General features: G+C 60.2%; 19 protein-coding genes. 2 read left to right on the top strand and 17 right to left on the bottom strand.

Translation table 11 applies throughout. The features are described from left to right. Positions 1-329: 329 nt before the first annotated feature. The 3 genes from AK81_RS13425 to AK81_RS13415 form a co-directional block, all read right to left on the bottom strand. Positions 330-1,550, bottom strand: coding sequence for an MFS transporter (locus tag AK81_RS13425; RefSeq protein ID WP_043199690.1), 1,221 nt, complete (start codon positions 1,548-1,550; stop codon positions 330-332). Between the two features lie 126 nt (positions 1,551-1,676). Further along, the gene (locus tag AK81_RS13420) at positions 1,677-1,859 is read right to left on the bottom strand and encodes a hypothetical protein (protein ID WP_043199688.1); all 183 of its coding nucleotides are present in this window, start codon (positions 1,857-1,859) and stop codon (positions 1,677-1,679) included. Positions 1,860-1,870: 11 nt separating this feature from the next. Then, complete coding sequence (locus tag AK81_RS13415; RefSeq protein ID WP_043199687.1) at positions 1,871-3,571, bottom strand: FAD-dependent monooxygenase; 1,701 nt, start codon at positions 3,569-3,571, stop codon at positions 1,871-1,873. A 207-nt stretch (positions 3,572-3,778) separates the two neighbouring features. On the opposite strand from AK81_RS13415, the gene AK81_RS13410 reads away from it, so the two are divergent. Next, entirely contained in the window at positions 3,779-4,138 is a 360-nt protein-coding gene (locus AK81_RS13410) for a hypothetical protein (protein WP_043199686.1), read from the top strand. 58 nt (positions 4,139-4,196) lie between these two features. On the opposite strand, the gene AK81_RS13405 is transcribed toward AK81_RS13410, so the two are convergent. The 3 genes from AK81_RS13405 to AK81_RS13395 form a co-directional block, all read right to left on the bottom strand. Further along, complete coding sequence (locus AK81_RS13405; RefSeq protein ID WP_043199685.1) at positions 4,197-4,655, bottom strand: GNAT family N-acetyltransferase; 459 nt, start codon at positions 4,653-4,655, stop codon at positions 4,197-4,199. 204 nt (positions 4,656-4,859) lie between these two features. Continuing rightward, complete coding sequence (locus tag AK81_RS13400) at positions 4,860-5,624, bottom strand: hypothetical protein (RefSeq protein ID WP_043199684.1); 765 nt, start codon at positions 5,622-5,624, stop codon at positions 4,860-4,862. Positions 5,625-5,688: 64 nt separating this feature from the next. Further along, positions 5,689-6,966, bottom strand: coding sequence for a bifunctional O-acetylhomoserine aminocarboxypropyltransferase/cysteine synthase (locus AK81_RS13395; protein WP_043199683.1), 1,278 nt, complete (start codon positions 6,964-6,966; stop codon positions 5,689-5,691). Between the two features lie 232 nt (positions 6,967-7,198). Here AK81_RS13395 and AK81_RS30260 point away from each other — a divergent pair, with 232 nt between their 5' ends. After that, entirely contained in the window at positions 7,199-7,366 is a 168-nt protein-coding gene (locus tag AK81_RS30260; protein WP_193393762.1) for a hypothetical protein, read from the top strand. Positions 7,367-7,544: 178 nt separating this feature from the next. Here AK81_RS30260 and AK81_RS13390 read toward each other — a convergent pair whose 3' ends face one another. From AK81_RS13390 to AK81_RS13345, 11 genes are all read right to left on the bottom strand, one after another. Then, positions 7,545-9,956, bottom strand: a complete 2,412-nt coding sequence (locus AK81_RS13390) for a DUF262 domain-containing protein (protein ID WP_050491879.1) — start codon at positions 9,954-9,956, stop codon at positions 7,545-7,547. Then, positions 9,953-11,740: a DUF262 domain-containing protein gene (locus AK81_RS13385; RefSeq protein WP_043199682.1), complete on the bottom strand. Its 1,788-nt coding sequence runs from the start codon at positions 11,738-11,740 to the stop codon at positions 9,953-9,955. The genes AK81_RS13390 and AK81_RS13385 overlap by 4 nt, the downstream gene beginning before the upstream one ends. Positions 11,741-11,829: 89 nt before the next feature. Next, positions 11,830-12,096: a YkgJ family cysteine cluster protein gene (locus AK81_RS30670; RefSeq protein WP_081042062.1), complete on the bottom strand. Its 267-nt coding sequence runs from the start codon at positions 12,094-12,096 to the stop codon at positions 11,830-11,832. Between the two features lie 3 nt (positions 12,097-12,099). Then, the gene (locus AK81_RS13380; RefSeq protein ID WP_043199681.1) at positions 12,100-13,722 is read right to left on the bottom strand and encodes a hypothetical protein; all 1,623 of its coding nucleotides are present in this window, start codon (positions 13,720-13,722) and stop codon (positions 12,100-12,102) included. Positions 13,723-13,781: 59 nt separating this feature from the next. Further along, complete coding sequence (locus tag AK81_RS13375; protein WP_043199679.1) at positions 13,782-14,882, bottom strand: hypothetical protein; 1,101 nt, start codon at positions 14,880-14,882, stop codon at positions 13,782-13,784. Positions 14,883-14,983: 101 nt separating this feature from the next. Continuing rightward, positions 14,984-16,003, bottom strand: coding sequence for a helix-turn-helix transcriptional regulator (locus AK81_RS13370; protein ID WP_043199677.1), 1,020 nt, complete (start codon positions 16,001-16,003; stop codon positions 14,984-14,986). A gap of 347 nt (positions 16,004-16,350) precedes the next feature. Further along, the gene (locus tag AK81_RS13365) at positions 16,351-17,121 is read right to left on the bottom strand and encodes an SDR family NAD(P)-dependent oxidoreductase (protein WP_043199676.1); all 771 of its coding nucleotides are present in this window, start codon (positions 17,119-17,121) and stop codon (positions 16,351-16,353) included. 258 nt (positions 17,122-17,379) lie between these two features. Continuing rightward, positions 17,380-19,824, bottom strand: coding sequence for a TonB-dependent receptor plug domain-containing protein (locus AK81_RS13360; RefSeq protein WP_081042061.1), 2,445 nt, complete (start codon positions 19,822-19,824; stop codon positions 17,380-17,382). Between the two features lie 99 nt (positions 19,825-19,923). Next, positions 19,924-20,421, bottom strand: coding sequence for a RidA family protein (locus tag AK81_RS13355; RefSeq protein WP_043199674.1), 498 nt, complete (start codon positions 20,419-20,421; stop codon positions 19,924-19,926). Positions 20,422-20,437: 16 nt separating this feature from the next. Further along, on the bottom strand, positions 20,438-22,018 hold the full coding sequence (locus AK81_RS13350; protein WP_043199672.1) for a flavin monoamine oxidase family protein: 1,581 nt from the start codon (positions 22,016-22,018) through the stop codon (positions 20,438-20,440). A 46-nt stretch (positions 22,019-22,064) separates the two neighbouring features. Then, positions 22,065-24,224, bottom strand: a complete 2,160-nt coding sequence (locus AK81_RS13345; protein WP_043199670.1) for a TonB-dependent receptor — start codon at positions 24,222-24,224, stop codon at positions 22,065-22,067. Positions 24,225-24,322: the final 98 nt, after the last annotated feature.

Genomic DNA, 24,322 nt, shown 5'->3' with positions numbered 1-24,322 from the left:
TGTCCCCTCACGAGCTCTCGAGTCATGTGCAGGCTTCTGGGAGCGGGCGCGCCCGCGAACACCGGCAGCGCCGGTGCCATCCACCGCGTCGTATTCTTCGCGGGCTTGCCCGCTCCCACAGGTACTGCGCCGGCTTCAGGCTTGCGTCATACCAGTGGGAGCAACAGTCTTCCACAAAAAACAAAAGCTGGCGCGATCACTGTGGGAGCGGGCGTGCCCGCGAACACCGGCAACGCCGGTGCCATCCACCGCGTTGGATTCTTCGCGGGCTTGCCCGCTCCCACAGGTGCTGCGCAAGGCTCGGGTTTATCGCGGCGTCGAGCCGTCGGCTACAGCTTTTGTGCATGCTTTGAAATCGATGTGGGCGAGGGCAGGGGCAGCATGAAGGTCAACAATGCGCCCACCACCAGCGGGTTCAGCGCCGACCCGATGTTGCCGACCGCATTGATCACCGCAATGCCAATGGCCCGGGCCCTGAACGTCAGCGCCTGGTCCGGGGTAGTCCAGAAAATCGACATGGCGGTGTACGAGCCCGTGGCGGCCATGCAGATGCCGCACAGTTGCACCATCGGGTTACTGGCATAGGCAGTAAACATCCAGCCGGCAGCGGCCATCAGCATGGGCAGCACCAGGTGCCATTTGCGTTCCTGGCTGCGGTCGGAGTGCAGCCCCCACACCACCATGCCGATGATGGTGCACACCTGCGGAATCATCGCCAGAAAGCCAATGGTGGTGTTACTGCTGTCGGCGGCACTGATGCTCTTGATGATCAGCGGTGTCCACACGGCGATCATCGCCAGCGTGTTGACCAGGCAGAAGTACACCAGGCTGAACATCAGCACGGTGGGCGAGAGCATTTCGCGCAGCAGGCTGCCGGGCTCATCCTCTGCTGTGCGGGTTGATGGCGGGTTGTCTGCGGCCAGGGCATGTTGCAGATGTTGCTTGTCTTCGGGGCTCAGCCAGCGGGCCTGCTGCGGCGTGTCGTTGAGGTAGCCGAACACCACAAAGCCCATGATCACCGAAGGCATGCCTTCAAGCAGGAACAACCACTGCCAGCCGCGCAAGCCCCACACGCCATCCAGGCCCAGTATCAGCCCCGAGAGCGCCGACCCGAAGCCTGCGGTAAACGGCATCGCGATCATGAACAGGGCGTTGGCGCGTGCCCGGTAGGCCGCCGGAAACCAGAACGTCAGGTACAGCAGCACGCCGGGCAGAAAGCCGGCTTCAGTAATACCCACCAGAATCCGCAGCAGGTACAGGCTGCTGGCATCGGTCGCGAACAGGGTCGCGGTCGAAGCCAGCCCCCAGGCGATCATCAGGCTGCCGATCCATTTGCGTGCACCCACCCTGGCCAAGGCCATGTTGCTGGGGATACCACAGGCGATATAGGCGATGTAGAACAGCGTGGTGGCCATGCCGAACTGGGTACTGCTCAGGCCCAGGTCGCCCATCATGGTCAGGCCGGCAAAGCCGATGTTGATCCGGTCGAGAAACGACAGCACAAAGCACAGGAACAGAAAACCGAGCAGGCGCCTGGACACTTTGCGCATCACCTCCTGCTGGGGGCTACTGGCTGTTTTTATCGTTGTAATGGGGGCAGTGTTCTGATGCATGTGGGCGCCTGATTATTATTGGTTTCAGCGGCACCGGCTCCGGTGCTTTGGCAAGTGCAGGTACTAAAGGTCTTGTAGCGCCGACTGGGCAAGTTCGGTGAAGGCCTGGGCATCGCCGAGTGCATGGGCGCTGAGCAGCGCAAGCTTGGTCAGAAACAGCTCGGCCTTGGCCGGTGTGGCGTGGTCCAAAGCGTCTGCCAGTACGTCGTAAACCACTTCCAGGTCTGCTGCGGTCAGGGTATTCATGGCGCTTCCTCTCAGTGCTTGCCCAGGGCAGTGTCGATGGCGGATTGCAGTTGTGCGGCCGATACCTGCAGCCAGCGGGCGCAGATGTGCTGGTCCGGGCGCACCAGGTAGGCGCCATTGCGGGTGATGCCATATTTGGTAGCGATACGGCCGGTGGTGTCGTCGATCAATTGGTCTGCACCGCTGATGGTGGCCTGGGCGTTTTGCGCAATCGCGATGATCTGCAAGGGCACGCCGCTGCTGAGAATGGTATTCGCCTGCTTGACCATGTCACTTGGGATGCAGTCACTCTCAGTGAAAAAGAGCAGGTAGAAGCAGGCACCCAGATGGTCGAAGAGGTAGTCGTCTTCGGCCAGCCGAACGTTCAGCAGCGGGGCGCCGTTGCGCGGGCCGGCCGTGAAACGCTCATTGTCGTCAGTTGCACAGTTGAGCACCGAGTCCGCGTAGTCATGTGGCCGCGAAGTGCGCCAGTGGTACAACGGGCGGACGAACGCCTGGGTCAGCGACAGCGACAACACCGCGTCGCGTACCAGGCGGTAACCCGCAGTGGGTGGCGCCATGAACCGGGTGCTCTTGCCGGCCTCGCTGATGATCTCCCGCGCCGCGCTGACGCGTTCTGCGGAATAGGACGGCAGCAGCTTGGGGCCTGCCAAACCCTTCAGGGTGAGGGCCAGTTTCCACACCAGATCATGGCAATCCTGGAACCCGGTATTGGCGCCACGCACGCCGAAAATCGGCAACAGGTGTGCCGCGTCCCCGGCGAAAATCACGCGCTTGTGGATGTAATTCGGCAGGGTCAGCGCGCGGGCCGAATAGACCGAACTCCAGTCCATTTCCCATTGTGGGTCTTCAACGCCAAGCATGTGTAGCTGGGCATTGATGCGTGCGCGCAGTGACTCCGGTTGCAGCGCCTGTTCCGGGGTTTCGTTTTCGGGCAGTTGGTAGTCGATGCGCCAGATATCACCCGGTTCACGGTGCATCAATACGGTGTTGCCCGGGTTCCAGGCAGGGTCGAAGTAGGCCAGGCGCTCGGTGGGCAGGCCCAGGTCAATCTTGATATCGGCGATCACGAAGCGGCCTTCGTAGGCGGTACCTTCCAGTTTCAGGTCCAGCAGTGTGCGCAGTGTCGAGCGGGCCCCGTCAGCCGCTACTACCCAGTCAGCGTCCAGCTCATAGCTGCCGGCGGGGGTATCAATGCTCAGCCGGGCGAAGTCGTCATGCTGGGCCAGGTCCGTCACCCGGTTGCCCCATCGTAGTTCCACCAACGGGTGGGCCTCGGCGGCCTCGACCAGAAACTGCTCCAGGCAAGGCTGTTGCAGGTTGGTCATGGGTGCGTAGCGGTCGTCTGGGTCGTGTGGGTTTTCCATTCGAAACACCCGCTGGTTGCGGTAGAACGAATTACCACAGCTCCACGGTAAGCCGAGCTCGCAGACCCGGTCGGCGACGCCTACTTGCTGCAGGATTTCCATCGAGCGGCGGGTGAACACGATCGCCCGGCTGCCCTCGCTCACTTGCCGTTCCGCTGCCAGCACCACGCAGGCTATGCCATGACGGGCGAGGTCCAGTGCTGTGGTCAGGCCGATCGGGCCAGCGCCTACCACCACTACGGGTTTGCGTTCCGGGCGGGCGGCGCCGACGCTTGCGGTGTGGGCGGGGAAGACTTGATAGTTGAAATAGAGGGAGCGGCGAGGCTCGCTGTGGGGCTGATGCATGGCGGTGCACATCCTTATTTTTGTAGCTTTTCAGGTGTGCAAGTGACTCTACTTCAGGCGGCTATGAGCGATGTCCCCTTAAGGGGACAACCCTTTGTTTGAATGCCCCGGCTATTCGCGCCACCCGTCACTCCCCCGGCACTCTAGCCCGACACGCCAGCTCTGAAGTTTATGCGCACACTCGCGGCGCCAAACCGGAGAATGACCATGGCAATCGACCACAACGGCCCGGATGCCCCGTATTCGGGCCCTGAAGAAACCACCCCTGACACCGGAGCAGGTACAGGCTCCGGGCTTGAGCAAACCGAGTCCGAGCCCAAACAAGGCGCCGGTGAGGCGTGGTCCGAAAAGCGTCCCGTCGATTGGGACCCGCCTCCTGGCAACCCCGGTTCAGGCCAGGACGGTCAAACCGAACTGGACAATGAGGCTGCCATGCCAGATGGGGAAGCCGGCACCCGGGAAGGGGAGCTACCGTTACCGGCAGACGATGACGGCCCAATCGAGGAAGAGATGAACGATGTGGATGCCAATAATTCGGTCTCCGCCGAGCATCCTGAACCTCGCTGACGCAGCGGTTGCCCATTGCACGGGGCGCTGCCACGCACACAGCGCCCAAGTGCAATCATTACGACTGACTCAGCCGTTTCTCCATGATGATCGTGCGTTCATCCCCATGGAATTCATCCCGCACTTTGCGATACCCCAAGCGCGTATAGAAACCCTGCGCCGTAATCGAAGAGGGTACTTGTAACCGTTGCGAACCCCGCACAAGCGCCTCGTTCTCGACTGTAAGCATCAACTGCTCGCCGATACCTGACCGCTGATACTCGGGGGCGACGAACACGCTTCTGACTACATCATCTTCAAGGCTGGCAGTCGCCATGACCTCATCGTGATCAGCCGCAACGAAGATCAGGCGTTTACCCAGCAGGCCAACAATTCCCGCTTCGCTGAACGACTGCTCGACCCTGGCAATGGTCGCGGCATCGTAGTCCGCTGCATTTGTCTTGCGCAGGGCGGCGATGATCACTCGGCTAATACCCGCAGCATCCTCTGGTCGCGCCCTGCGAATCTGATACTCCATGGGTTACCTCAATTCATTGATCTGGCACGGCCACTGTGGGAGCGGGTTTACCCGCGAAGCATCCTGCGCGGAGTATGGCACCGGCTGCGCCGGCGTTCGCGGGCAAGCTCGCTCTCACAGGTATGGCGCCAGGCTCAGACGTTACACCGCCCCTGTGGGAGCTGGCTTGCCTGCGATGGGCTGCGCAGCAGCCCCACTGGCGCATCAACGCCGTCGTAATACGGTAGCCAGCCCAACGGTCAGCACCACGGCGCAAAGCATGGCCAGCCCGATAGTCAGGCCGACGCCCCACACTTCGAGCAGCCCCGCCAAAACCAGATAAAACGCGACCACCCCCACCGCCCCAATCGCATTACCCCGCACCATCGCCGCCATCCCGGCCCGGCCATTCTGCACATGGGCGAACACCACCAGCGGCCAGGCAATCACCGGTATCGGCGCGAGCATCCCGCTGGTTGCCGGGCCCAACCAACTCGCCAGGCTGGTGATGACCATCAGCAGGCAAGTGGCAGACACCATGCGCAGGGGGATCTCCCAAAACCGCTGACGGGGGCGGGCCAGAGTGTCGGGTTTGGGCTCACGGCCGCTGGCGCGAATCAGCACGCCGATCAGCAGCAGCGTCGCGGCAATCGACAGGTACAGGTTGCCCCAGTGAGTAAACGCATAGGCGGCCGCGCCATAGAACAGCAATGCCAGCAGCACGGCCGCGGCGATGCCGAGCCTGCGCGTGGCCAACAGGTAGAAGGTATAGGTGGCCTGCACTGCCGCCAAGCCGCCCAGTGCGCCGGGTATCGCGCCCAAGGCGAAGGCCGTGCCCTGTTCCAGGCACAAAAAGGTCATCACCAGCGCCGAGGTGATCGGCAGGCCGGACAGCAACCCACCCAGCAAACCGCCCCAGCGCCGCGAGGCGAGGGAGATGGCCCACATCAGCAGGGGCGTGACGATGAGTTTCAGGTAGAACAGCGTCATTGCAGGTGTATCCAGGCTAGATAACTGTGCGCCCGCCGTCGGCATTGGGTGGGGCGCGGATGAATCACCCGCGGCTGGCCTCCAGGGCCTGGGCCAGGTCGGCGATGATGTCGTCGCTGTGCTCGATGCCGATCGACAGGCGCACCATGTCCCGCGGCACGCCGGCCTTTTCCAGTTCCTCGTCGTTGAGCTGGCGGTGGGTGGTGGAGGCGGGGTGGCAGGCCAGTGACTTGGCGTCGCCGATGTTCACCAGGCGCACCACCAGTTGCAACGCATCGATGAAGCGCGCACCGCCAGCTTGGCCGCCCTTGATGCCGAACGACAGGATCGACGCCGGCTTGCCGCCGGTGTAGCGCTGGGCCAGTTCATGCTCGGGGTGGTCGGGCAGCCCGGCGTACTTCACCCAAGCCACCTGCTCGTGGGCTTGCAGGTAGTGGGCGACTTTCAGCGCGTTCTCGGTGTGGCGCTCCATGCGCAGGGCCAGGGTTTCCAGGCCTTGCAGGATCAGGAAGGCGTTGAACGGCGACAGCGCGGCGCCCGTGTTGCGCAACGGCACCACGCGGCAGCGGCCAATGAAGGCGGCGGGGCCGAAGGCTTCGGTGTAGGTGACGCCGTGGTAGGACGGGTCGGGGGTGTTGAGCAGGGCGAAACGTTCCTTGTTGTCGGCCCAGGGGAACGTGCCGGAGTCGATGACGATGCCGCCGATGCTGGTGCCGTGGCCGCCGATGTACTTGGTCAGCGAGTGCACGACGATGTCCGCGCCATGCTCGAAGGGGCGACACAGCACCGGGGTGGCCACGGTGTTGTCGACGATCAGCGGCACACCGTGCCGGTGGGCGGCTTCGGCCAGTGCGGCGATATCGACAATGTTCCCGGCGGGGTTGCCGATGGATTCGCAGAACACCGCCTTGGTGCGCTCATCGATCAACGCTTCGAGCGCGGCGATGTCGTCATGGGCGGCGAAGCGGGTTTGAATGCCCATGCGCGGCAGGGTGTGGGCCAGCAGGTTGTAGGTGCCGCCGTACAGCTTGGCCACCGAGACAATGTTGTCGCCGGCCTCGGCAACGGTCTGGATGGCGTAGGTGATGGCCGCCATGCCCGACGCCACCGCCAGCGCGCCGACCCCGCCTTCGAGGGCGGCCATGCGCTTTTCGAGCACATCGTTGGTAGGGTTCATGATGCGCGAGTAGATGTTGCCGGCCACTTTCAGGTCGAACAGATCGGCGCCGTGCTGGGTGTCGTCGAAGGCGAACGAGGTGGTCTGGTAGATCGGTACGGCCACCGCCTTGGTGGTCGGGTCGGGGCTGAAGCCCGCGTGGATGGCGAGAGTTTCCAGCTTCATGCAATCGTTCCTTGAGCGTGGGGTGGAAGCGTTCGAGCATGCGGCGGTGGGAGGGCGAGGGTCAAGGACGTCGTGGCGGCGGCGATTGAGCGGCGTTGCAAAGTCAATGTCGCCTGTGCCGATTGTAAAGATATGCAAAGTTTCCCTGTGCCATCACACCGCAGCTCTAGAATCCGCCCGCTGCCGGACCGGCCAACGGCGGGCAGCAGATCTAGCCTTGTGGAGCGTTCCAATGAAGTCGAAACACCTTTTCCGCGCAGCCCTGGTTGCGGCGCTGGTATCCGCCTTGTCGGGTTGCTGGATGTTCATGCCGCCGGGTGGTGGCGGTGGTCATGGTGGTGGTGGCCACGGTGGTGGCGGTGGTGGCTTTGGCGGCCATCAGGGCGGCGGCCCGCGCTGAGGTGACTAGCGATGGAACGCATTATCTCGGCCGGGATGCGGCAAGACGCCCGGCGCGAGATCACTTTCAGTGTTGATGGAGGTTGGCGGACTGATCGCAGATTTGCCGAATCTGCTCTGCAGTAACCTGTTAAATCGAATCCGCGTATACCTACATCAATCGCCCTCAGCTACCTGACCTACACAGTATCCGCGGCCTGTGCCTGCAAGGTTTTAATCGCTCGAGCCATACTGTAAAGCGTTTTGTATATTTGTTGCCGTGGGACGCTGAGCACTAGGAACTCTCCTCTGCTCTCAAATTTGTAATGCTTGAGCAGAAGATCCTTTACTTCGGGTAGCGGCTTCAGGTGCTTTGAAGAGGTTAATATTTCAAAGCTTTCTGATGAGGAAGTAATCAGGAAATATAGGTGGTATCCCTGATGCGAAAGGAGAAGGTTGGTACTGGGTTCGTAGTCTGTTCCGCTGACTGAGTTATATTCAACTAATTGTAATGGAGCGATTTTTTTCTGTAGCGCTGGTGCTTGGAGTTGGGTATGCAGGTGGTAGCTGTAGAGTTCTGCATGCATACCGCTCATGCGGCTCTTCTTCAGCAGGTAGATTTTGTCGCCTTGCCAGCGCAAGGCACGCTCGTAGCAGTATTTGAACACTTGAGGCGTGTCAATCATTATCTGCTGCCAGGGCTCTAGCTCTTCAGCATTGGCGATAACAGTATCCAGCTGGAGCTCCAAAGGGGTGCCAAGGTCTATCTGCTTCAGCAGCTCATGCAGCATCACTCGCGCCTCTTTTTCGTTCCAACCACCTCCACCTCTCAACAGTCGTTTCCAACTGGATTGCTCAGAAGCTGAGTTGACCAAGAACGAGTAGTTTGAGCCGCTGTACAAGAAGTAATCGCCCAGAGACAATAATGCGCGCTCCCAGCGGAAATCAGGCAGGCTGCTCAAGCCGCGGGCATTGAACATGGCTTCTGCTTTGCTCAAAAATTCCGCGAACACGCCCTGAAGCGTTTTGTGCTCTTTTGTCGACCAGGCTGCCACTTCAGATTTTTCTGACTTGGCCAACGTACCGCTGAAGTCCAGCAGAAATTCAATCTGCCCTTTGAAATAGCCATGCTTTTCCGCTCGCTCGATAAGCGGGAGCCACCCTGCATGAGCCTGCAACAGTTTGGACTTGAGTTGCTCTTCACTAATCTGCTGATGATAAAAACCTGTAGTCGGTTTTTCAGTACCAGCGAAGAAAGCCCCGATTTCGTCAGCATGGGGCAGAAGGCCCTGCACTGCCAGCATACTGCGCTGCATGTCAGCAGGGCGCTCATAGCTGGTGTTGATCGACAGGTTGTAGATTATCCGCATCCATTCCCGCAATGCCTGCGGCTCAGGCGCTCCCTCCGCAGCACGGAGGAATGCAACGTATGCGAATAGTTGCACCAGATCCGTGTATGCCAGGGCCGATGGATCATTGACCAAGCGTTGGAACATTGCGGCTTCGTTGAAATACGGGTTTTCCGGGAGCAGTGGTGTGAAGCGATTGCCGTCAGCGCTCCAGGTTTCAAGCAGCAAAATCAATGTATCGGAGAACGCCCGCTCCAGCCATTTTGCCTTGTGGTAATACGCGTATGTCGATTTCAACGGCTGGGTTTTGAAGGTGCTGACGTCCTCCAGATAGCCAGGTGATACGGGGTCGCGACAAATGAACGCAACAGCATGGAAGAAATTCATGATCGCATCGTCGAACAGGTTGGTTTCCTTGTCGCGATACGCCCAGAAAAAATCAGCCCAGCACGTGTCCATGCGGCGCGCAAAGTAATCGGCGACTGAGAACGCTCGGCCGCTGATCTCTCGGCTCTCGCACTCATACTGCGCTTTAAGGTCATGCTCGTAACGGGCCTTGAATGTCTCGAAAGCGGTCAACGGCTTACCGCGGGCGTTCATTTTGATGTACAGGTCATCGGACAATCCGAAGTGCTCAAGATCCAGCAACTGGAAAGTGATTACCGGTTGCTGTTCGTCCATCAACCGTTGGTAGCCACCTTGAACATCGCCGAAATGCTCGTGAATCGCTTTGAGCATGGCCAGGCACGACTGGATGGTCGGGTCCAGGCGCCAGTAACGGAAGTACCAGGCCTGGTTAGTTACCAGCTTGTCCAGCGAAGCATTGTCGGCGGTTTCACGTGCCGGCCAGAAATTCACCAGTTCATCGAAAAACTCGCTGCTGCTTGGGCGAACACTGTAGGAAAAGCGTGAGCGATTACCTTCGCAGAACACTTGACGGAACTCGGCTTCACGGCCGTCGCGCCAAGCGAGGTACCAGTGCAGCAGAAACAGGGTAGTTAGCCGTTGCTGACCATCGAGCGGTAGAAACTTGGTACGGCCTTCAAGATCAAGGCTGCCGTAGATGAAGTCGAGGTTCAGGGGAAGGGCAGGATTGCTCGGTTTCAGCGCAAAGGCTTGCTTGAGGGTGCCGAGGAATTCTTCGCGCACATCCTCAGCAGCAGCGCGACCCTGAGCATAATCACGCTGAATCATGGGGACCTGAATGCGCTGATGGCGGTTGATCAGTTGTTTCAGGGTAATCTGAGTGCCAGATTCGCTCATTGAGTCATCTCCTGGGTTGCACTGAAGAAGCCCACCAGGGCCCGGTTGATTTCGGCCAGATAGGCGTCACGGTCGTCCTGGCTCCAGAACATCACGTTGTCAGCTTCCGGGCTGTAGCATTTGAGGAATACATTGCGGGTACACAGAGGGACGAAAATCCCCGACTGGTCCAGGGCCAGCAACGCTTTGCGCTTGACCGCAAAAACGGCGTTTTTGTAGCTGCGGTTGGTAGCTTTATCCAGCAAGGTCAGGTTGCCAATGCCATGCTCGGTCGGCACATCTTCCTTTTCTTCAAAGAAGGCCAGCAACTCGTTGTAGAGGGCTTCAAAGGCCTCGTCTGAATGCTGTTTCTTCGACTTCTTGATAAAGGTTTGAATGCGACTCAACAGTTGGCGTTCTTGGTCACCTGATTTTTGAGCTTCCAGATAGCCTGCACACAGGCTCAGCCAGTTCACTTGGTCATGTTGCCGCAGGGGCCGGCTGGAAGCGATTGAGCGTACGTGCTCGATGTCCCATTCGCCTTTTTTGAAGTTGTCGAACTGGAAGCGCATGTTAGAGCGGGGACTGCTGAGCAAGGTGGCCAGGTTGAACAGCAGTAAGAGCGAGCGAATATCTGCCGAGTGTCGGCCGTACTCCAGCTCATCCAGACGTTCGCTGACACACAAGCGCAGTTCATCAGGCGTCAGCGCATCAAGGTCCTCGTCGCCGATCGCGCGAGCAAATACTTCTTTTCGCAATTTTCGCTCGAACGCGCTCTTGGTCGTCTGCTGCGAGAGCTTGCAGATATCCGCCACGTCTACGCCTTGATGAATCAGAAAACCAACAATGTGGTACAGCGTGCGGTCTTCAAACCACTCTTCAAGCATCATGTAGATTTGCTTGATGCGCAGCCACTCTTCGGCAGTGACGTCTGCAGCTTTCAGCTTTCTGCTGTAAGTATGGAAGATACTGTGATCATCCTCGCCAGCGTCCTTTGCGTGGCCTTCAACCTTGGTCGCCAGCTCAAACAGGAAGCCAATGCGGTTTTGTGGTCTGCTCTGTTGGTTGCTGAGAAAGTACCAGAACTCGCCTGCCTGCAACGCCTTTTCCAATTGGTCCCATTCGTGGGCGATTTTCAACTGCTGGGCAGTCGCGTCGTGCTCACCCGCATCACCCCGCTTGAGGAACAACGCGCGGATCAATTCGTCATCCGTCAGAGGAATCTTGCCAACGTTCAGGCGGGTGAAGGCGTCCACCGCGTTGTCCTGGTCCGCCAGTTCGAACCAGATGACCCGGGTTTTGTTCAGTACCGCAGACTTGATGTCATCCACTTCATGACCACGGCTGCTGAACCAATTTTCGATAGCCTTGATGGCACTGAGGAGATAAAAGTAGTCAACATTCTCCTCGGCAGCAGCCTCGTCTGGGTCATCTAGAAACGCCAGCAGCTGTGGGCGGGTTTCGTAGTCGAGGGTATACAGCTTCTGCCTGTACTTCTCCGACAGCCGCTCATTGAAGTGGCGGAGAATCAGTAGCAGTGTCGTCAGCCGCTGCTGGCCGTCAACCACTTCGAGTGGTCCATGCTCGGTGGCCTTGATGACCAGTGGTTGCAGGCAGTAGAAGTCTTCAGGCTGTGGGTTGCGACGCTGGCTGAACTCCCGAATGTCGTCCAGCAATTGCGTCACTTGCAGGGGTTTCCAGCGATAGCCGCGTTGATAGGCTGGAATCCAGAACTGTGTCGGATTGCCAGCTTGGTCGGTAAGTAGCTCGTGAATAGGTTTGAGGCATAGATCGGAATGGTTCATTCGAGTCCTTTCAAGGGATAGCCCGAGGGAGTGCCAGTTGCCAAGGCAAAGATGGGAAATCACAGCAGAAGTACTTGCGCACCTAGGCATCACTGACGTGATTGCGCTTCCAGCACCTCACATACTTGAACATTCAGCTTCACAAATTCGTCCCAGCCATACTGGCTGGCATAGTGCAATTCGTATTGCCGATCCACCCGACAGATTTCGGGCCTGTCTTCGTAGATCGTGCAGCGTTTACTGGGCACATCATGATGCCGGCAGGTACCGTCACCCCGGTCGAGGAAGCGCGTTTCCTCGGCCAGGTGAACGTTGCGGCAGCACAGGCCGCACTGATGACATGGAAAAGGCTGCATCACTTAAACCAAAGAGGCCAACCAGTCGCGAGTGCTCGCACTGTTGCCCATTTCAAAAGGCAGTTCGATGTTGCGTTTAGCCACCTCAGCCTTCAGCACCATGCCGCGTTGCAGTTCATCGTTGCATGCCATCAAGGTGAGCGAGAACGCTTCAAGTTCATAAGCATCCAGGTTGAATTCAAGCCTGCTGAGCTCGGTCAAGTAGCGGTCCAGCTCTGCGTTCACCGACTCGAAGTGCTTCACCACGCCGGCATGCGGCATGATTGACTCGATGAAGGCCCAGAGCTTCTGGGCTACTGGGCTATGCAGCAGGAAGTAGTTCAGGCCGAGAGTGACCACGCCAGTGACCAAGGCACTGGCGAACGCCACCAGTTCACCGCCGAAAGGGAAACTGCACAGTGGGAGCAGTTGGGCATGCACCATGGTGCCCACCACAGTGGCTGCACCAAGGGACATCAAGCTGGTAACGGCCTTGCAAAGGTCGACGAAGCCCAGTTGCTCCGGGTTGAAGATCATCAGTTTGATGGCCTTGACCAACTGGCCCCAGACTTCGCGGATAATCTTGACCGCCATGACCTTGGTCGTGGCGAACACATTGAATAGCGTGGTGGTTGCGCTGGCCATTACACCAGCGAAAACGCCGTCCTTGAAACCAATGAGAAAGTCCGTGAAGCGTTTCTGCACGCGTACCCAAACGCCTTTCAAGGTGTCGTTGACGCTGTCGATGAACGTTTCGAAGTCGAACTTGTGCTTGAGCTTTTCAAGCAGCACCGGCACCTGCCCGCGCAACTCGAACCAGACTTCGGCCAGCACCAGGCCCAGCATCTGGCGGGCACCCATTTTCAGGCCGGCATCCAGCGACGCGGAGGCGCTCTGCTTCCAGAATTTGCTGCTGGTGTAGTAGGTGCGGTTGATCTGTTCGTTGTAAGGGGCACGGGCAGCCTCGTCCCGCTTGCGCATTTCATCGGGGTCGATGGCCTTCAACGTGTCGATCTTGTTTTCGTCTTTGCGAATCTGATCTTCAAGCACGCGTGCATTGTGCTGTTGTTCTGGCGTGTTGCGCGGCAGGGTGGCCAGGCGTGCCCGGTCTTTTGCCAGTTTGCTCTCGCTTCTGCCAATCAGGTTGGGCAGGTCGCGCAAGTAGTCGTTGATAGGCGTCTGGCCTTTCGACTTGTTGATGCTTTCGTGGGTTGTTTGCAAGTTGCTGCTTTGGTTCGCCAGCTCAACACCGTCCAACCCTGCCAGCACGCGGCCTGCATCGTCATGTATTTCCTTGGCACTGATAACGTGATCAAGGTTGCGCTTCTGTGCCGCCGTCAGTGTGGCGTTGCGGTAAGGGTCGTGAAGGTCGCCGGCCAGGTGAGTAGCTTTATCCCTGCGCCCGGTCGCGATGTAGTTTTCGTGCTGATGGTACGGATCCGGGTTGTAGTCGCCGCGCTGTTCGAAGCTTTGTTTTTCCTGCTCCGTTGCCCATACACCACTGCGGGCATTATGAACGGTGTTCACATCACCGCCGTGCTTGTCCTGGAACAACAAAAAATCCAGGCCAAAGCTGGTGGCCAGGCTGTTGACCACAGTTTTTTCGAGCTCTTCAGCCCAGGGATAGTCTCGCGCTGCGGCGTGCATATTCAGATCCATGAAAGTCGAAAGGGGAGCTGGGGAGGGCAAGCCCTCCCCGGTGGGTGTCAGGCTGCTTCGAATTTCTCGGCTTCAGCGCTGGCACTTACCATCACCTTGTCGAGTTCGGTCTCGTTCAGGACCATCGAGCCGTCTTTATCCAATTCCATGGTCGGAACGCCGTCTTTATCTTTGGCGACCTGGCCGTTGACTTTCTTGAGCTTGAAGATCGGCGTGGTGATCACGTTCACCAGAATGGCCGCCAGCGCATAGCCGTTCTGAATGGTGAGTACGATCGAATCATTGTGTTTCGCCATTTCTGCTTTGACATCGACATTGCGGCCTTTAAGGTCCTGCAGGAAGTTGTCGATGTCTTTCAAGCTGTCGAAATACTGGTTGAACTGGGCATAGATGGACATCAGCGAACGACGGATCTTGCGTGAATAGTGCTCGGTTTCACCAAGCATTTCCGTGGCGCGAGTGAGCTTGCCGACGGCTGCAGTAACTTCCAGGTCGGCTTTGCGGGCGTTTTTCAGCGCTTCTTCGCCATGGCTGTTGTAAGCCCAGCCGGCAATCGCCAACACAGGGGCGGCTACTGCCGCGCCCAGAATCGCAGTGCCGCCTGCCATGCCCAGGCCACCGGTAGCCAACGAGCCACCACCAATTGCGGCCAGGGTTGCGTTGGTAGCAGCAACACCAGCCAGCGACGAAATAGCGGTACCGGTCGAAGCCGCACCCAAGGCCATTACACCTCCATACACAGCGAAGCCAGCCGCAGCGCCTGCGGTGCCAGCGCCCGCAACGGTACCGAGCACGCCAACGGCAGTGAAGCTGTAGTTATCGACTTTTTGCAGGTTGTGTTTGGGAATGTTGACTTCAAGTTTGTGCTGGCGGCCGGCGTTTATCTGGTCCAACAGTTTGTCGGCCAGCACCTTGAATTCGGCAAAGCTTTGGCCGATTTCCAGTTCTTTTTTCCCCAAGGCTTCGAGTGCAGAAGTGGTTTTGGTTTCCTGTTCGTCAAAGACTTCTTTCTTTGCCTCATAGCGTTCTTGGGCAACTTTGACAATTTCGTCGGCTTCCGAATGACGCTGGTATCCGTCGTAGCCTTTCTTGGCTCCGTAAGCTGCTGTAACCAGAGCGGCGGCACCGAGGATTAGAGGAAGCGGCATGGCAATGTCCTTTTTGTAGATATCGATATCTGTCTAGGTTTGCGCCCCCGTTTTCATCAAGCTGGGGCGCGGGAAGTTGGCATAACGTATTGCGAGGGAGGTCAGGCGGGGCAAGCCTGCTGGTAAAAAGATTGCATCGAGCGCAGGCGCTGGCGAATCTCGTCGACCCACACCTGTGGGGCATGCACACGAATGTTGTCGTTGAGCGCGAAAATCCACCACAGCGTTTCCCGGTCCAATGGCACTTTGGCGCGCAAGCGTTTCCAGTCCTCGGAGGGAATGTCGCTCAAGTCCTGCTGGAGGCTAAGCGGTGTCTCGTGCAGCAACGTTGCTATCTGTGGATGGACGTCGGCGATCAGTTCGACATGGTGGTCGGCCTGGCGCAGGTTGAACACGCCGCTGGCGATGTAGTCGTCGACATCGAAGCTGCTGTGAAACTCTGCAGTCTCACTGAGTACTTCGATTTGCTGGATGCGATGCAACGCAAACTGCCTTAGGTCGCTGTAGTCACCGACCGTCGCAATCAGGTAGCTGATGGCATGGCGCGAGACCAGCCCGGCAGGGTGCAGGCGAAAGTGTTTGATGGCATTTTTGCTGCGGCTTCGATAGCTCACCTGCAGTTGGCGACGTTCCAACAGTGCGCTGGAGACGTGTGCCCAAACCTCTGGCAACACTGCGGCAGGGATCAAGGTTTTACCGTTGGGCAGTGCACGAACGCGCCGGGCCCAGTCGGCCAGGCCGTTGGCGCCTACACCCTGCAGGTAGTTCCGAGCGCGGCGGAACTGTGGGCCCAATTGGTCCAGAACAGTTTGCGGCAACAGGGTATACAGGTGGTTCTCGGACAGGTACAACGCCAGCGCCGTCGGTGCATCCATGTCTTGCAACTGCAAGGGAGCGTTACGGGTGAAGCTCCAGCGGAAAGGCATCTCGCTGTCGTCACACACAAGGGAAAACGGAATAGACAGCCGGTTCAGGTCGCGTTGAATCGAACGCAACGTGACCGAAAAGCCGCGATCACGAAGCTTCTCCAGCAGCGTTGGAGTAGCAATTCGCTGTGGCTCGGTCGGAATTAGACGGAGTAAGGCGAACAGTCTGAGCAGCGTGTCCTTCGCTTGTGACATGAAAACAACCTTGTTCTGGATCACCGGGGGGCCGGTACGACTTTTGGCTGGGCGAATCGTACCGGTGAATGGTGGCGATATGCTAGTGTTGATGGCGGTTTAATGGCGCTTTTTGGCGTCAATTTCTATAGCCATTGGTATTGCCCAGGCTCGGCAGGCTCACTGTCGCTGCTCATTTTTGCGCTTGAGCTCAACGTACTCGCGGTACCACTCGTATCCTTTCCTTACCACCACGGCAAAGCCGATGACTGCAAACAGGTCTTTCATGTTCTTTCCTCTGGCTGGGTAGCAATAGCTTTTGCCAAGAGGGCGACAACCTGTGTCGCAGGGGACCATGACTTACTGGCTTACCATTCGATTCGCTGGCCGTCCCACCCCCAAAAACTGCCACTCTCCGACGGCCCAAGCCGCCCCACCTGCTCCATCACACACTGTGCCGCAAACGCCGGTTCAAACAGCTTCCCCTCCGGCACGTTCCCTTGAAACGGCCGCGACAGCTCGGTATCGGTAGTCCCCGGATGCAACGCCAGCACCGTGGCGGCCGGGTTCAGGCGTTTCAGTTCGATGCTTGCCGTGTGCAGCAACTGGTTCAGCGCCGCCTTGCTCGCGCGATAGCTGTACCAGCCACCCAGTCGGTTGTCGCTGATCGAACCGACCCTGGCCGACAGCGCGGCAAAAGTGGCGGGCTGATTGCGCAGCAGTGGCAACAGATGCTTGAGCAACAGGATCGGCGCGAATGCATTGGTGACGAAGCTGGCCTGTAGGCTGGAGAGGTCCAGTTGGGCCAACGACTTCTCGGGTTTGCTGCCCTCCTGGTGGAGGATGCCGAGTGTGCTGATAACCAGGTGAAGGTGCGGGCAGGCAAGGCCCACCTCGCTTGCAAGCGCGGTCAGCGCCAGCTCGTCGCGCGCATCGCAATCCAGCAGTACCACGCGTTCGCCATGTGCCCGGGCAAGGGCAAGCAACCCGTCAGCGTTGCTGGCGTGCCGCGACACAGCCCAGACCCGGCTTACATCATCGCGGGCCAGCAACGCCGTACACAGTGCCAGGCCGATACCTCGGCTCGCACCACATACCAATACGCAGGCTTTGTCAGATAACCCGGGGATCAGGCTCATAAAGTGCGCCTCATGTCTCGAATGAATCCCGCTCCCGCTTGGCCGGCGTCGACTCCAAGGCAAGCACAGGACCTGCAGGAGCAGCCTTGTGCTGCGAAGAGGCCGGTAGAGCTAAAGATCATCTTCGACAGCAATGGCCTCTTCGCAGCACAAGGCTGCTCCTACCGTGTGATGCGGTAGCCTGAGTGAAATGCTAGACAGTTGCTCCCACAGGGTAAAGCGGCGCATGCCTAAGCCCCAATACGCCACCAGTGCACATCAGAAGTTGTACGTCAGCCGGGTGAAGTAGTAACCCCCGGTAAAACCATAAGGCGAATAGGCACCATACCCCTTGGTCATGGTCTTGCTGCTGGGGTTCTGCCGCTCAGGGTAAACATCAAACAGGTTCTGCGCCCCCACGGCCAGGTTGAGGTCTTTGGTCAGCTGATACCCCACGTCGATGTCGGTGATCCAGCGCGCCTTGTACTCACGGTCCAGGCTGCGGTCGGTCGCCGAGTTCACTTCGCGCCAGGACCCGTAGCGGGTCAGGGTGAGGTTGCTGGTCCAGCGGTCACGTTGCCAGTTGGCGCCCAGAATCAACTTGGTGTGCGGCTGCACTTCAGTGAGGAAGTTGCGCGCCTCTCGGTTCATCAGGCTGTAGTCCGTGCCCTGGATAGTGACGTTTTCCTTGTAGCTCAGGATCTGCGTCTGGTTCCAGTTGAAGGCGGCCGTCCATTTCAGCTGCCCCCAGTTGCCAAGGTTCTGGTCGAAATTGCCGACCAGGTCCAGGCCCTTGGTGCGGGTGTTGGCGCCGTTGGTGAAATAGCGCCCGCCAGAGGTGGAGTCGATGCCGTTGTCCAGCAGCGCCTGGGTCACTTCGTCGCCCAGCAGGGTGCCGGTGAGGGTGATGCGGTCACGTACGTTGATCACGTAGGCATCTGCGGTAAACGACAGCTGCGGGGCAGGCTGGTAGGTCAGGCCCAGGCTGTAGTTGGTCGAGCGCTCGGGCTTGAGTGCGGTGGCGCCCAATGCCTTGGCTGCCGCCGAGTCCACCGGCAGTACGCCGTAGTTGATCGACTGGTACACGCCATTGACCACGCCGTAGGTTGTCGAGCGGGCGCTGAACAGGCTGTTTGCCAGCGACGGTGCGCGAAAGCCGTTGCTTACCGTGGCGCGCACGGCCAGCTCGGGGGTGAAGTCGTAGCGGGTGGTCAGCTTGCCGCTGCGGGTGGCGCCCACTCCGCGGTTGTAGTGTTCGTAGCGCAGCGCGCTGCCCAGGTACCACTGTGGCAGCGGGTTGAAGCCAACGTCGATGTAGCTGGCCACGCTGTTGCGGCTGGTGCTGGTGGCTTCGTCCGGCGAGATGCCGTTGGTGACCTGTGCACCGGATGCCGCGCAGTCGCCGGGCGCACGACAGTAGCCGCCGTTGGCCCATGAGGCCCAGTCACCATCGCGCACTTGATAGGTATCACGTCGGTGTTCCAGGCCCCAGGACAGGTCAAGCGGCTTGTCCAGGCCGATGTCGAAGCTGCGCTGCAGGTCCAGGTTGCTGGTCAGCTGTGTGGCAATCCAGGTGCCCGATTCAAAATGGTTGGGCGTGGCCTCGCCCAGCGAGGCGTTCTGGTTGTGCGTGGTGCCCTGCAGTGCCTCGTTGCGACCGTAGGTGCTGGACAGGTCCCAGGCCCATTCCCCGGCATTGCCCTTGGCGCCGAAGGCCCCCTGCACATCATCTTCCTCGATGTACCAGGTGGGCGTGTAGCCACCGGGGTAGCCGTTGGGGCCGGTGGTGATGGTGTTGGTGATGGTCGGCAGGCGGAAGTTCTGGCCCTGCTCCGCCTTGCGGTGCGAATAGGTGGTGAAGGAATACAGGGTCAGGTCGTCGCTTAGCGGCAGCTCGGCGTTGTAGCCCAGGGTCAGCAGGTTGATCTTCGGCGTGCCGTAGCCGCCGTAGGTTGACTTGCCGGCCTTGTCGAAGGCTTCGGCATAGCTGTAGCCGTTGGCACTGGCCTTGTTGTCATCGTTCTGGCTGCGCGCATCCAGGGCCAGTTGCACAATGCCGCTGTCGCCGATCTCGAAGCCCTTGTTCAAGCCTTGCTGCACGGTCTGCTTCTTGCCGTCGTAACCCTGGCCTGCGTTGGTTACCGAGGTGCCGGAAGCGTCGGCCTTGAGGATCACGTTGATCACCCCGGCAATGGCGTCGGAGCCGTACTGGGCGGCTGCGCCATCGCGCAGCACTTCGACGTGGTCGATGAGGCTGATGGGGATCAGGTCAAGGTCGGTGGGCGCTGCGCCCGCCTGGATGCCGCTGATGTTCAGGGTGGCGCTGGTATGGCGGCGCTTGCCGTTTACCAGCACCAGCACCTGGGCCGCGTTCAGCCCGCGCAGGCTGGGCGCACGGGCCATGCCGCTGGCGTCCCAGCCGGTCTTCTCCGGCAGGGTGAAGGACGGCACGCTGGCGCTGAGGGCTTCCATCAGGCCGGGCTTGCCGGTTTGCTGCAGTTGCTTGGCGCTGATCACATCGATCGGCACCGGGCTGGTGGTGACCGTGCGTTTTTCCGAGCCGCGGTTGCCGGTGACGATCACGGTACCCAGCTGTGACGGGGCGGTGGCCTGGGCAGTGCTTTCGGCAAATGCATCCGGCGCGGCCAGGCCGGTGGTGCCAAGGGCCATGGTCAGCAGTGCGGGTTGCAGGCGCGGGCTGGGCAGTTTCAAGGCGTGAAGCATGTTCGCTCTCCATGAGCGCTGTCGAACAGCGGGTGCACAGGGGCCGCCCGCCGGGTGGGCCCGGCAGGCAAGCAATAGGGGAAATGAGTTAACGGCGTATCAGGGCGCTTTTGCAGCGACCGCTTCGATCTCGACAAGGGCGCCCGGCAGGGGCAGGGCCACCACCTGCAAGGCGGTGCGGGTTGGCTTTTTCGGTTGCTCGGCGGTGGCGAAAAATTCGGTGTAGGCGGCTTGCAGCCCGGCAAAATCCAGCTTGCCTTCGGTGGCCGGGTCGCCTACCAGAAACACCCTCAGCTGTACCACGTCACCCAGCCCCAGGCCCTGGCTTTGCAGGGCGGCCTGGATCTTTTTCAGCACCGAGCGGGTCTGGGTTTCGGTGTTGCCATAGGCGGCAATGGTCTGCGGTGGTGCCTTGGGGTCGGCGACGTCGGGCAAGGTGCCGCTGACGAAGGTCAGCGAGGTCCCGGCCGGCACGGTGACCAATTGCGAAATGGGGAACTTCGAGCCTGGCGGGTCGACACGCTTGATGGTGTCGGCCTGGGCGGTAAGTGCGGACAGTGACATGAAGGCTCCAAGCAGCAGGGCAGTATTGTTCATCAGAAGGCTTCCTTGTTCAGGCGGCGACGCCGCGTTGCTGTTGCAGGGCGTGCCGGGCGATCTGCCCGACCACATGGCGGGCCGAGTCCGCAGCACTGTTCTGCCAGATGCCCACCCCGCCATGCGCCAGTGCATCGCTGGCCAGCCAGGTGCGGCCCTGGGGCTGGTTGAGGTGGGAGTAGCCGGGCTCGGCCAGCACGTCGTGGACAATCCACGGGCTCTCGCTGAACGGCACCTTCGACCAGTTCACCGCCACCCCGCGCTGCAACTTGCCGGCATGGCCCGGGTGCAGCGACTCCACGGCCTGGCGCGACGACGCCAGTTGCTGCTCTGTCGAGCGCGTGGCAAATGTGCGCGCCACTTCGCCGGTGTTGTAGGTGCCCACCAGGATGCCCTGGGCACTGTTCAGGTGGTCGCTGGGGTACCACAGCAGCCGCGCTTCGTGGTTGATGTAGGAGAGCCCGCCGTAGATCTGGAACTCGCTTTCCCAGAAGCGCGGTGCCTGCCACGCCACCTTGTTGGCCAGGTCCGGCTTGGCCTGGGCGATGGCCGCCTGTGTGGTCTTGCCAAAGTTGTGGTCGACCCGGGCCAGCAGTGGCAGGGGAATGGTGACGATGGCGTAGTCGGCCGTTTCTACCTGAGTCTTGCCGCTGCGTCGGTCACGCCAGGTGACCTGGCTGGCGTTGTCCCCAGTGCGGATCGCCTGCACTTCGGCATGCAGCTGCACCTTGTTCTGCACCTTGGCGTACAGGGCTTTGGCAATCTGGTCCATGCCGCCGACTGGCTGGAACATTGTGGCGGAAAACTCCGGGATCTCGTCGAACACCAGCGGCAGCATCAGGTTAGGGTTGAGCAGTTGCTTGAGTGCCACGGGCTGGCGCTGGATCGGGGTCTGGTCGCCCGCCCCGGCGAAGCGGGTGTAGCCGGCGCGGACCGAACCCTTGTAATGGCGCTGCTCGTCGAGGTCGCCGTACACCTTGAGAAAGTCCAGCAAGGCCTTCTGGTCGCCGGTGTCCAGTTGCTTGTCCAGCGCTTTGCCGCTGATGCTGCGCGACAGCAGTTCGCTGAGGTGCCCACGGGTGTCATTGACCGCCTGGCGCAGCAGCAACGGTGGCTGCGTAAGGTCGGGTTGGGCGAGGGCGTTGCGGCTGCTGTTGACCAGCACTTCCAGCGGCACGCCCAGCTCGCGGCAGTAGCCGAGGATGGTCAGGTGGTGGCTGGGCAGGCGTGCGGGGCCGGCATTGAAATAGTGGCCGTTGTCGAAACGCACCTGTTGGCGGCTGCCGTCATTGTGCAGTACCTCGTCGCCGTTGCGCAGCGTCCAGGCGCGCCCGCCGATTCGTTCGCGGGCTTCCAGCACGCGCACATCAAAACCGGCTTTGCCAAGCTCATAGGCCGCCACCAGGCCGCTGATGCCAGCCCCCACCACCAACACGCGCTTGCCGTTGCCGGACGTGGCCGGCAGCCCCAGCGGCTGGAAGGTGCTGGCCGTGGCCGCGGTGGGCAACAGGCCCAGCGCGGACAGGCTGCCAAGCGCGGCGCCGTAGCTGCCGGCGGCCATCAGGTGGGCAATAAGGTCTCTACGGGTCAAGCCCATGGTGTGTTCTCCTTGCAAGTGGAAAGTGAGTCCGTTCAGGGCGGCGCTACAGCTCGTAGCGCACGCTCAGCAGCACGGTGCGTGGGTCGTTGACCGAGTAGTAGGCGGTGCGGCTGGCGGCCGAGTAGGCAATGCTTTGCGGGTAGGCGCGGTCGAGCAGGTTCTTCACCGACAAGGTGGTGGTCCAGTGGCCGTCTGCGCTGGCATAGCTGGTGCTGGCATTCCAGAAGCCCTGGGCAGGTACTTCGTAGATGTCGGCGTTAAGCGGGTTGGCGTAGGAGTGGGTCTGGTACTGGTAGTCGGTGTTGGCCACCAGCTCACCCGGCAGGTTGACGGGCACTGTCCAGTTCAGGCCAAGGCTGGCGTTCCATTCCGGCGCAAAGATCATTTTCTTGCCGTCGGCGCTCACGCCCGGGCCACTGGCGTTCTGGAAGTCGTCGTACTGGCTTTTCAGGTAGCCCAGGTTGGCGGTCAGGCGCAGGTCGCGGGCCAGCAGCACGGTGTTTTCCAGCTCCACGCCGTAGGTGTGGGCACTGCCGACGTTGGTGCGCAGGTTGGCGCTGATGGCCGGGTCCCAGGCATTGGTCTGCAGGTCGTCGTAGTCGTTGTAGAAGAAGGCGATGTTGCTGCGCAGGCGGCCATCGGCAAAGTCGCCCTTGAAGCCCACCTCATAGGTGGTGACGTTTTCCGGGTCAAAGCCCTGCTCGGCAGCGGCGCGGGTTGGCGCGCGGTTGTCGAAGCCGCCGGCCTTGAAGCCTTTGGCCACATAGCCGTACTGCACCAGGTTGTCGCTCCAGGCGTACTCCAGGCCAATCTTGGGGCTGAGGGATGCCCAGGAATCGCTGGTTTCGGCAGCGAAGTTGGTGCCGGTGATTGCCCGGTCGGTGGTGATGGCGTAGTTGGTGTAATCGAAGTTCTTGTGCTCGTGGGTGTAGCGCAGGCCGGTGGTGAGTGACAGGCGAGGGGTCAGCTTGTAATTGCTCTGACCGTACAACGCGTAGCTTTCGGTATCGGTGGTGCTGTATTGGCCGCTGGCATTGACCCGGTTTTGCGCCACCGAAAAGGTCAGGCTGTCGCGCTCGGCGCGGAAGCGTTCCTTGTACAGGTACACACCGAGGGTGTAGCTGAACCTGTCGTATTCGCCGTTGAGCTGGAACTCCTGGGTGGCGTAGCGCTGCTTGTAGGTGATCAGGTTGTTCTGGATCGGCGACGCGGTGCCGCTGTTGGCCTGGCCGGAGTTGTCGTAGTCCACCGGCTGGTCGAATTCCGACCAGGCCGTGACCGACTTGAAATTCAGGTGGTCATCGATGTTGTAGATCGCACGCAGCACCGCGCTGCCCTGGTCCAGTTTGTTCTTCGGGTCGAGGCTGCTGTAGGTCTTGAACTTGTCGAAATGGCCGTTGGCCGGGTTGAAGGGCGTATAGCTGGTGGTATCGCCGCGGTCGAAAGTGCCGGCCAGGGTCAGTTGCACGTCCCAGGGCGAATCCTGCGGGGCCAGGCGCAGCTTGCCGCGGTAGGACTGGATGTCGATGTTGTTGACGTCTTTGTCACGAGTGCGGTTGTACACAGTGCCGTCGCGGGTCAGGCGGATCGCCGAGAAGCTGCCGAACAGGGTGTTGTCCACCAGTGGCCCGCTGACCAGCAGGCGGCCGTTCTGTGCGTTGTAGTTGCCGGCACCCAGCTCGACGAAGGCGCGGGCCTGCTGGGTCGGGTCGCGGGTGATCACCCGTATCGCGCCGGCTGCACTGTTGCGCCCGTACAAGGTGCCTTGCGGGCCACGCAGTACCTCGACGCGCTCAACATCGTTGAAGTCCAGCATCGAGGAAATCGCCCGCGGGATGTACAAGTCGTCGGCGTACACCGCAACGGCAGCTTCCTGGATCGGGTCGGTCTCGCCAATGCCGCGTATGCCGTAGGTTTGTGCGCTGTAGGAAATGGACTGGCGGTTCAGGGTGAGGTTGGGCACCCGCCCGGACAGGTCGCGCACGTTGTTGATCTGCGCATCCTGCAGGGTGCGCTCGTCGAAGGCACTGATCGCCAGCGGGGTTTTTTGCAGGTTTTCTTCACGGTGCTCCGCCGTGACGGTAACCGTCGGCAACTTGTTGCCTGGCGTTTCGGCAGGCTCGGCAAAGGCCGTGGGCGTGAAGAGGGCGAATGCAACGGCGGCGGACAGGTGATGGCGAACAGGGTAGGGCAAAGGCTTCATGCTGCAGCTTCCAGGTAACCAGCATCGAATGGGATTTCGGATACCTGGATACCGGAGCCGGGTGAGGTGACCTGAGGCTGAAGGAGGTATTAGGTTCC

This window comes from Pseudomonas putida W15Oct28 (genome assembly GCF_000708715.2).
GTDB lineage: Bacteria > Pseudomonadota > Gammaproteobacteria > Pseudomonadales > Pseudomonadaceae > Aquipseudomonas > Aquipseudomonas putida_R.
The sequence above is the reverse complement of the archived record's forward strand: the minus strand, read 5'-3'. Positions and strand labels throughout refer to the sequence as shown.

Excerpts from the sequence above, each read along its gene's own strand:
- AK81_RS13420 (WP_043199688.1), bottom strand. The coding sequence starts at position 1,859 with ATGAATACCCTGACCGCAGCAGACCTGGAAGTGGTTTACGACGTACTG.
- AK81_RS13425 (WP_043199690.1), bottom strand. The coding sequence starts at position 1,550 with ATGCGCAAAGTGTCCAGGCGCCTGCTCGGTTTTCTGTTCCTGTGCTTT.
- AK81_RS13395 (WP_043199683.1), bottom strand. The coding sequence starts at position 6,966 with ATGAAGCTGGAAACTCTCGCCATCCACGCGGGCTTCAGCCCCGACCCG.
- AK81_RS13370 (WP_043199677.1), bottom strand. The coding sequence starts at position 16,003 with ATGTCACAAGCGAAGGACACGCTGCTCAGACTGTTCGCCTTACTCCGT.
- AK81_RS13410 (WP_043199686.1), top strand. The coding sequence starts at position 3,779 with ATGGCAATCGACCACAACGGCCCGGATGCCCCGTATTCGGGCCCTGAA.
- AK81_RS13400 (WP_043199684.1), bottom strand. The coding sequence starts at position 5,624 with ATGACGCTGTTCTACCTGAAACTCATCGTCACGCCCCTGCTGATGTGG.
- AK81_RS13385 (WP_043199682.1), bottom strand. The coding sequence starts at position 11,740 with ATGAACCATTCCGATCTATGCCTCAAACCTATTCACGAGCTACTTACC.
- AK81_RS13345 (WP_043199670.1), bottom strand. The coding sequence starts at position 24,224 with ATGAAGCCTTTGCCCTACCCTGTTCGCCATCACCTGTCCGCCGCCGTT.
- AK81_RS13380 (WP_043199681.1), bottom strand. The coding sequence starts at position 13,722 with ATGCACGCCGCAGCGCGAGACTATCCCTGGGCTGAAGAGCTCGAAAAA.
- AK81_RS13390 (WP_050491879.1), bottom strand. The coding sequence starts at position 9,956 with ATGAGCGAATCTGGCACTCAGATTACCCTGAAACAACTGATCAACCGC.
- AK81_RS13415 (WP_043199687.1), bottom strand. The coding sequence starts at position 3,571 with ATGCATCAGCCCCACAGCGAGCCTCGCCGCTCCCTCTATTTCAACTAT.
- AK81_RS13360 (WP_081042061.1), bottom strand. The coding sequence starts at position 19,824 with ATGCTTCACGCCTTGAAACTGCCCAGCCCGCGCCTGCAACCCGCACTG.
- AK81_RS13365 (WP_043199676.1), bottom strand. The coding sequence starts at position 17,121 with ATGAGCCTGATCCCCGGGTTATCTGACAAAGCCTGCGTATTGGTATGT.
- AK81_RS13375 (WP_043199679.1), bottom strand. The coding sequence starts at position 14,882 with ATGCCGCTTCCTCTAATCCTCGGTGCCGCCGCTCTGGTTACAGCAGCT.
- AK81_RS13350 (WP_043199672.1), bottom strand. The coding sequence starts at position 22,018 with ATGGGCTTGACCCGTAGAGACCTTATTGCCCACCTGATGGCCGCCGGC.
- AK81_RS30670 (WP_081042062.1), bottom strand. The coding sequence starts at position 12,096 with ATGCAGCCTTTTCCATGTCATCAGTGCGGCCTGTGCTGCCGCAACGTT.
- AK81_RS13405 (WP_043199685.1), bottom strand. The coding sequence starts at position 4,655 with ATGGAGTATCAGATTCGCAGGGCGCGACCAGAGGATGCTGCGGGTATT.
- AK81_RS13355 (WP_043199674.1), bottom strand. The coding sequence starts at position 20,421 with ATGAACAATACTGCCCTGCTGCTTGGAGCCTTCATGTCACTGTCCGCA.
- AK81_RS30260 (WP_193393762.1), top strand. The coding sequence starts at position 7,199 with ATGAAGTCGAAACACCTTTTCCGCGCAGCCCTGGTTGCGGCGCTGGTA.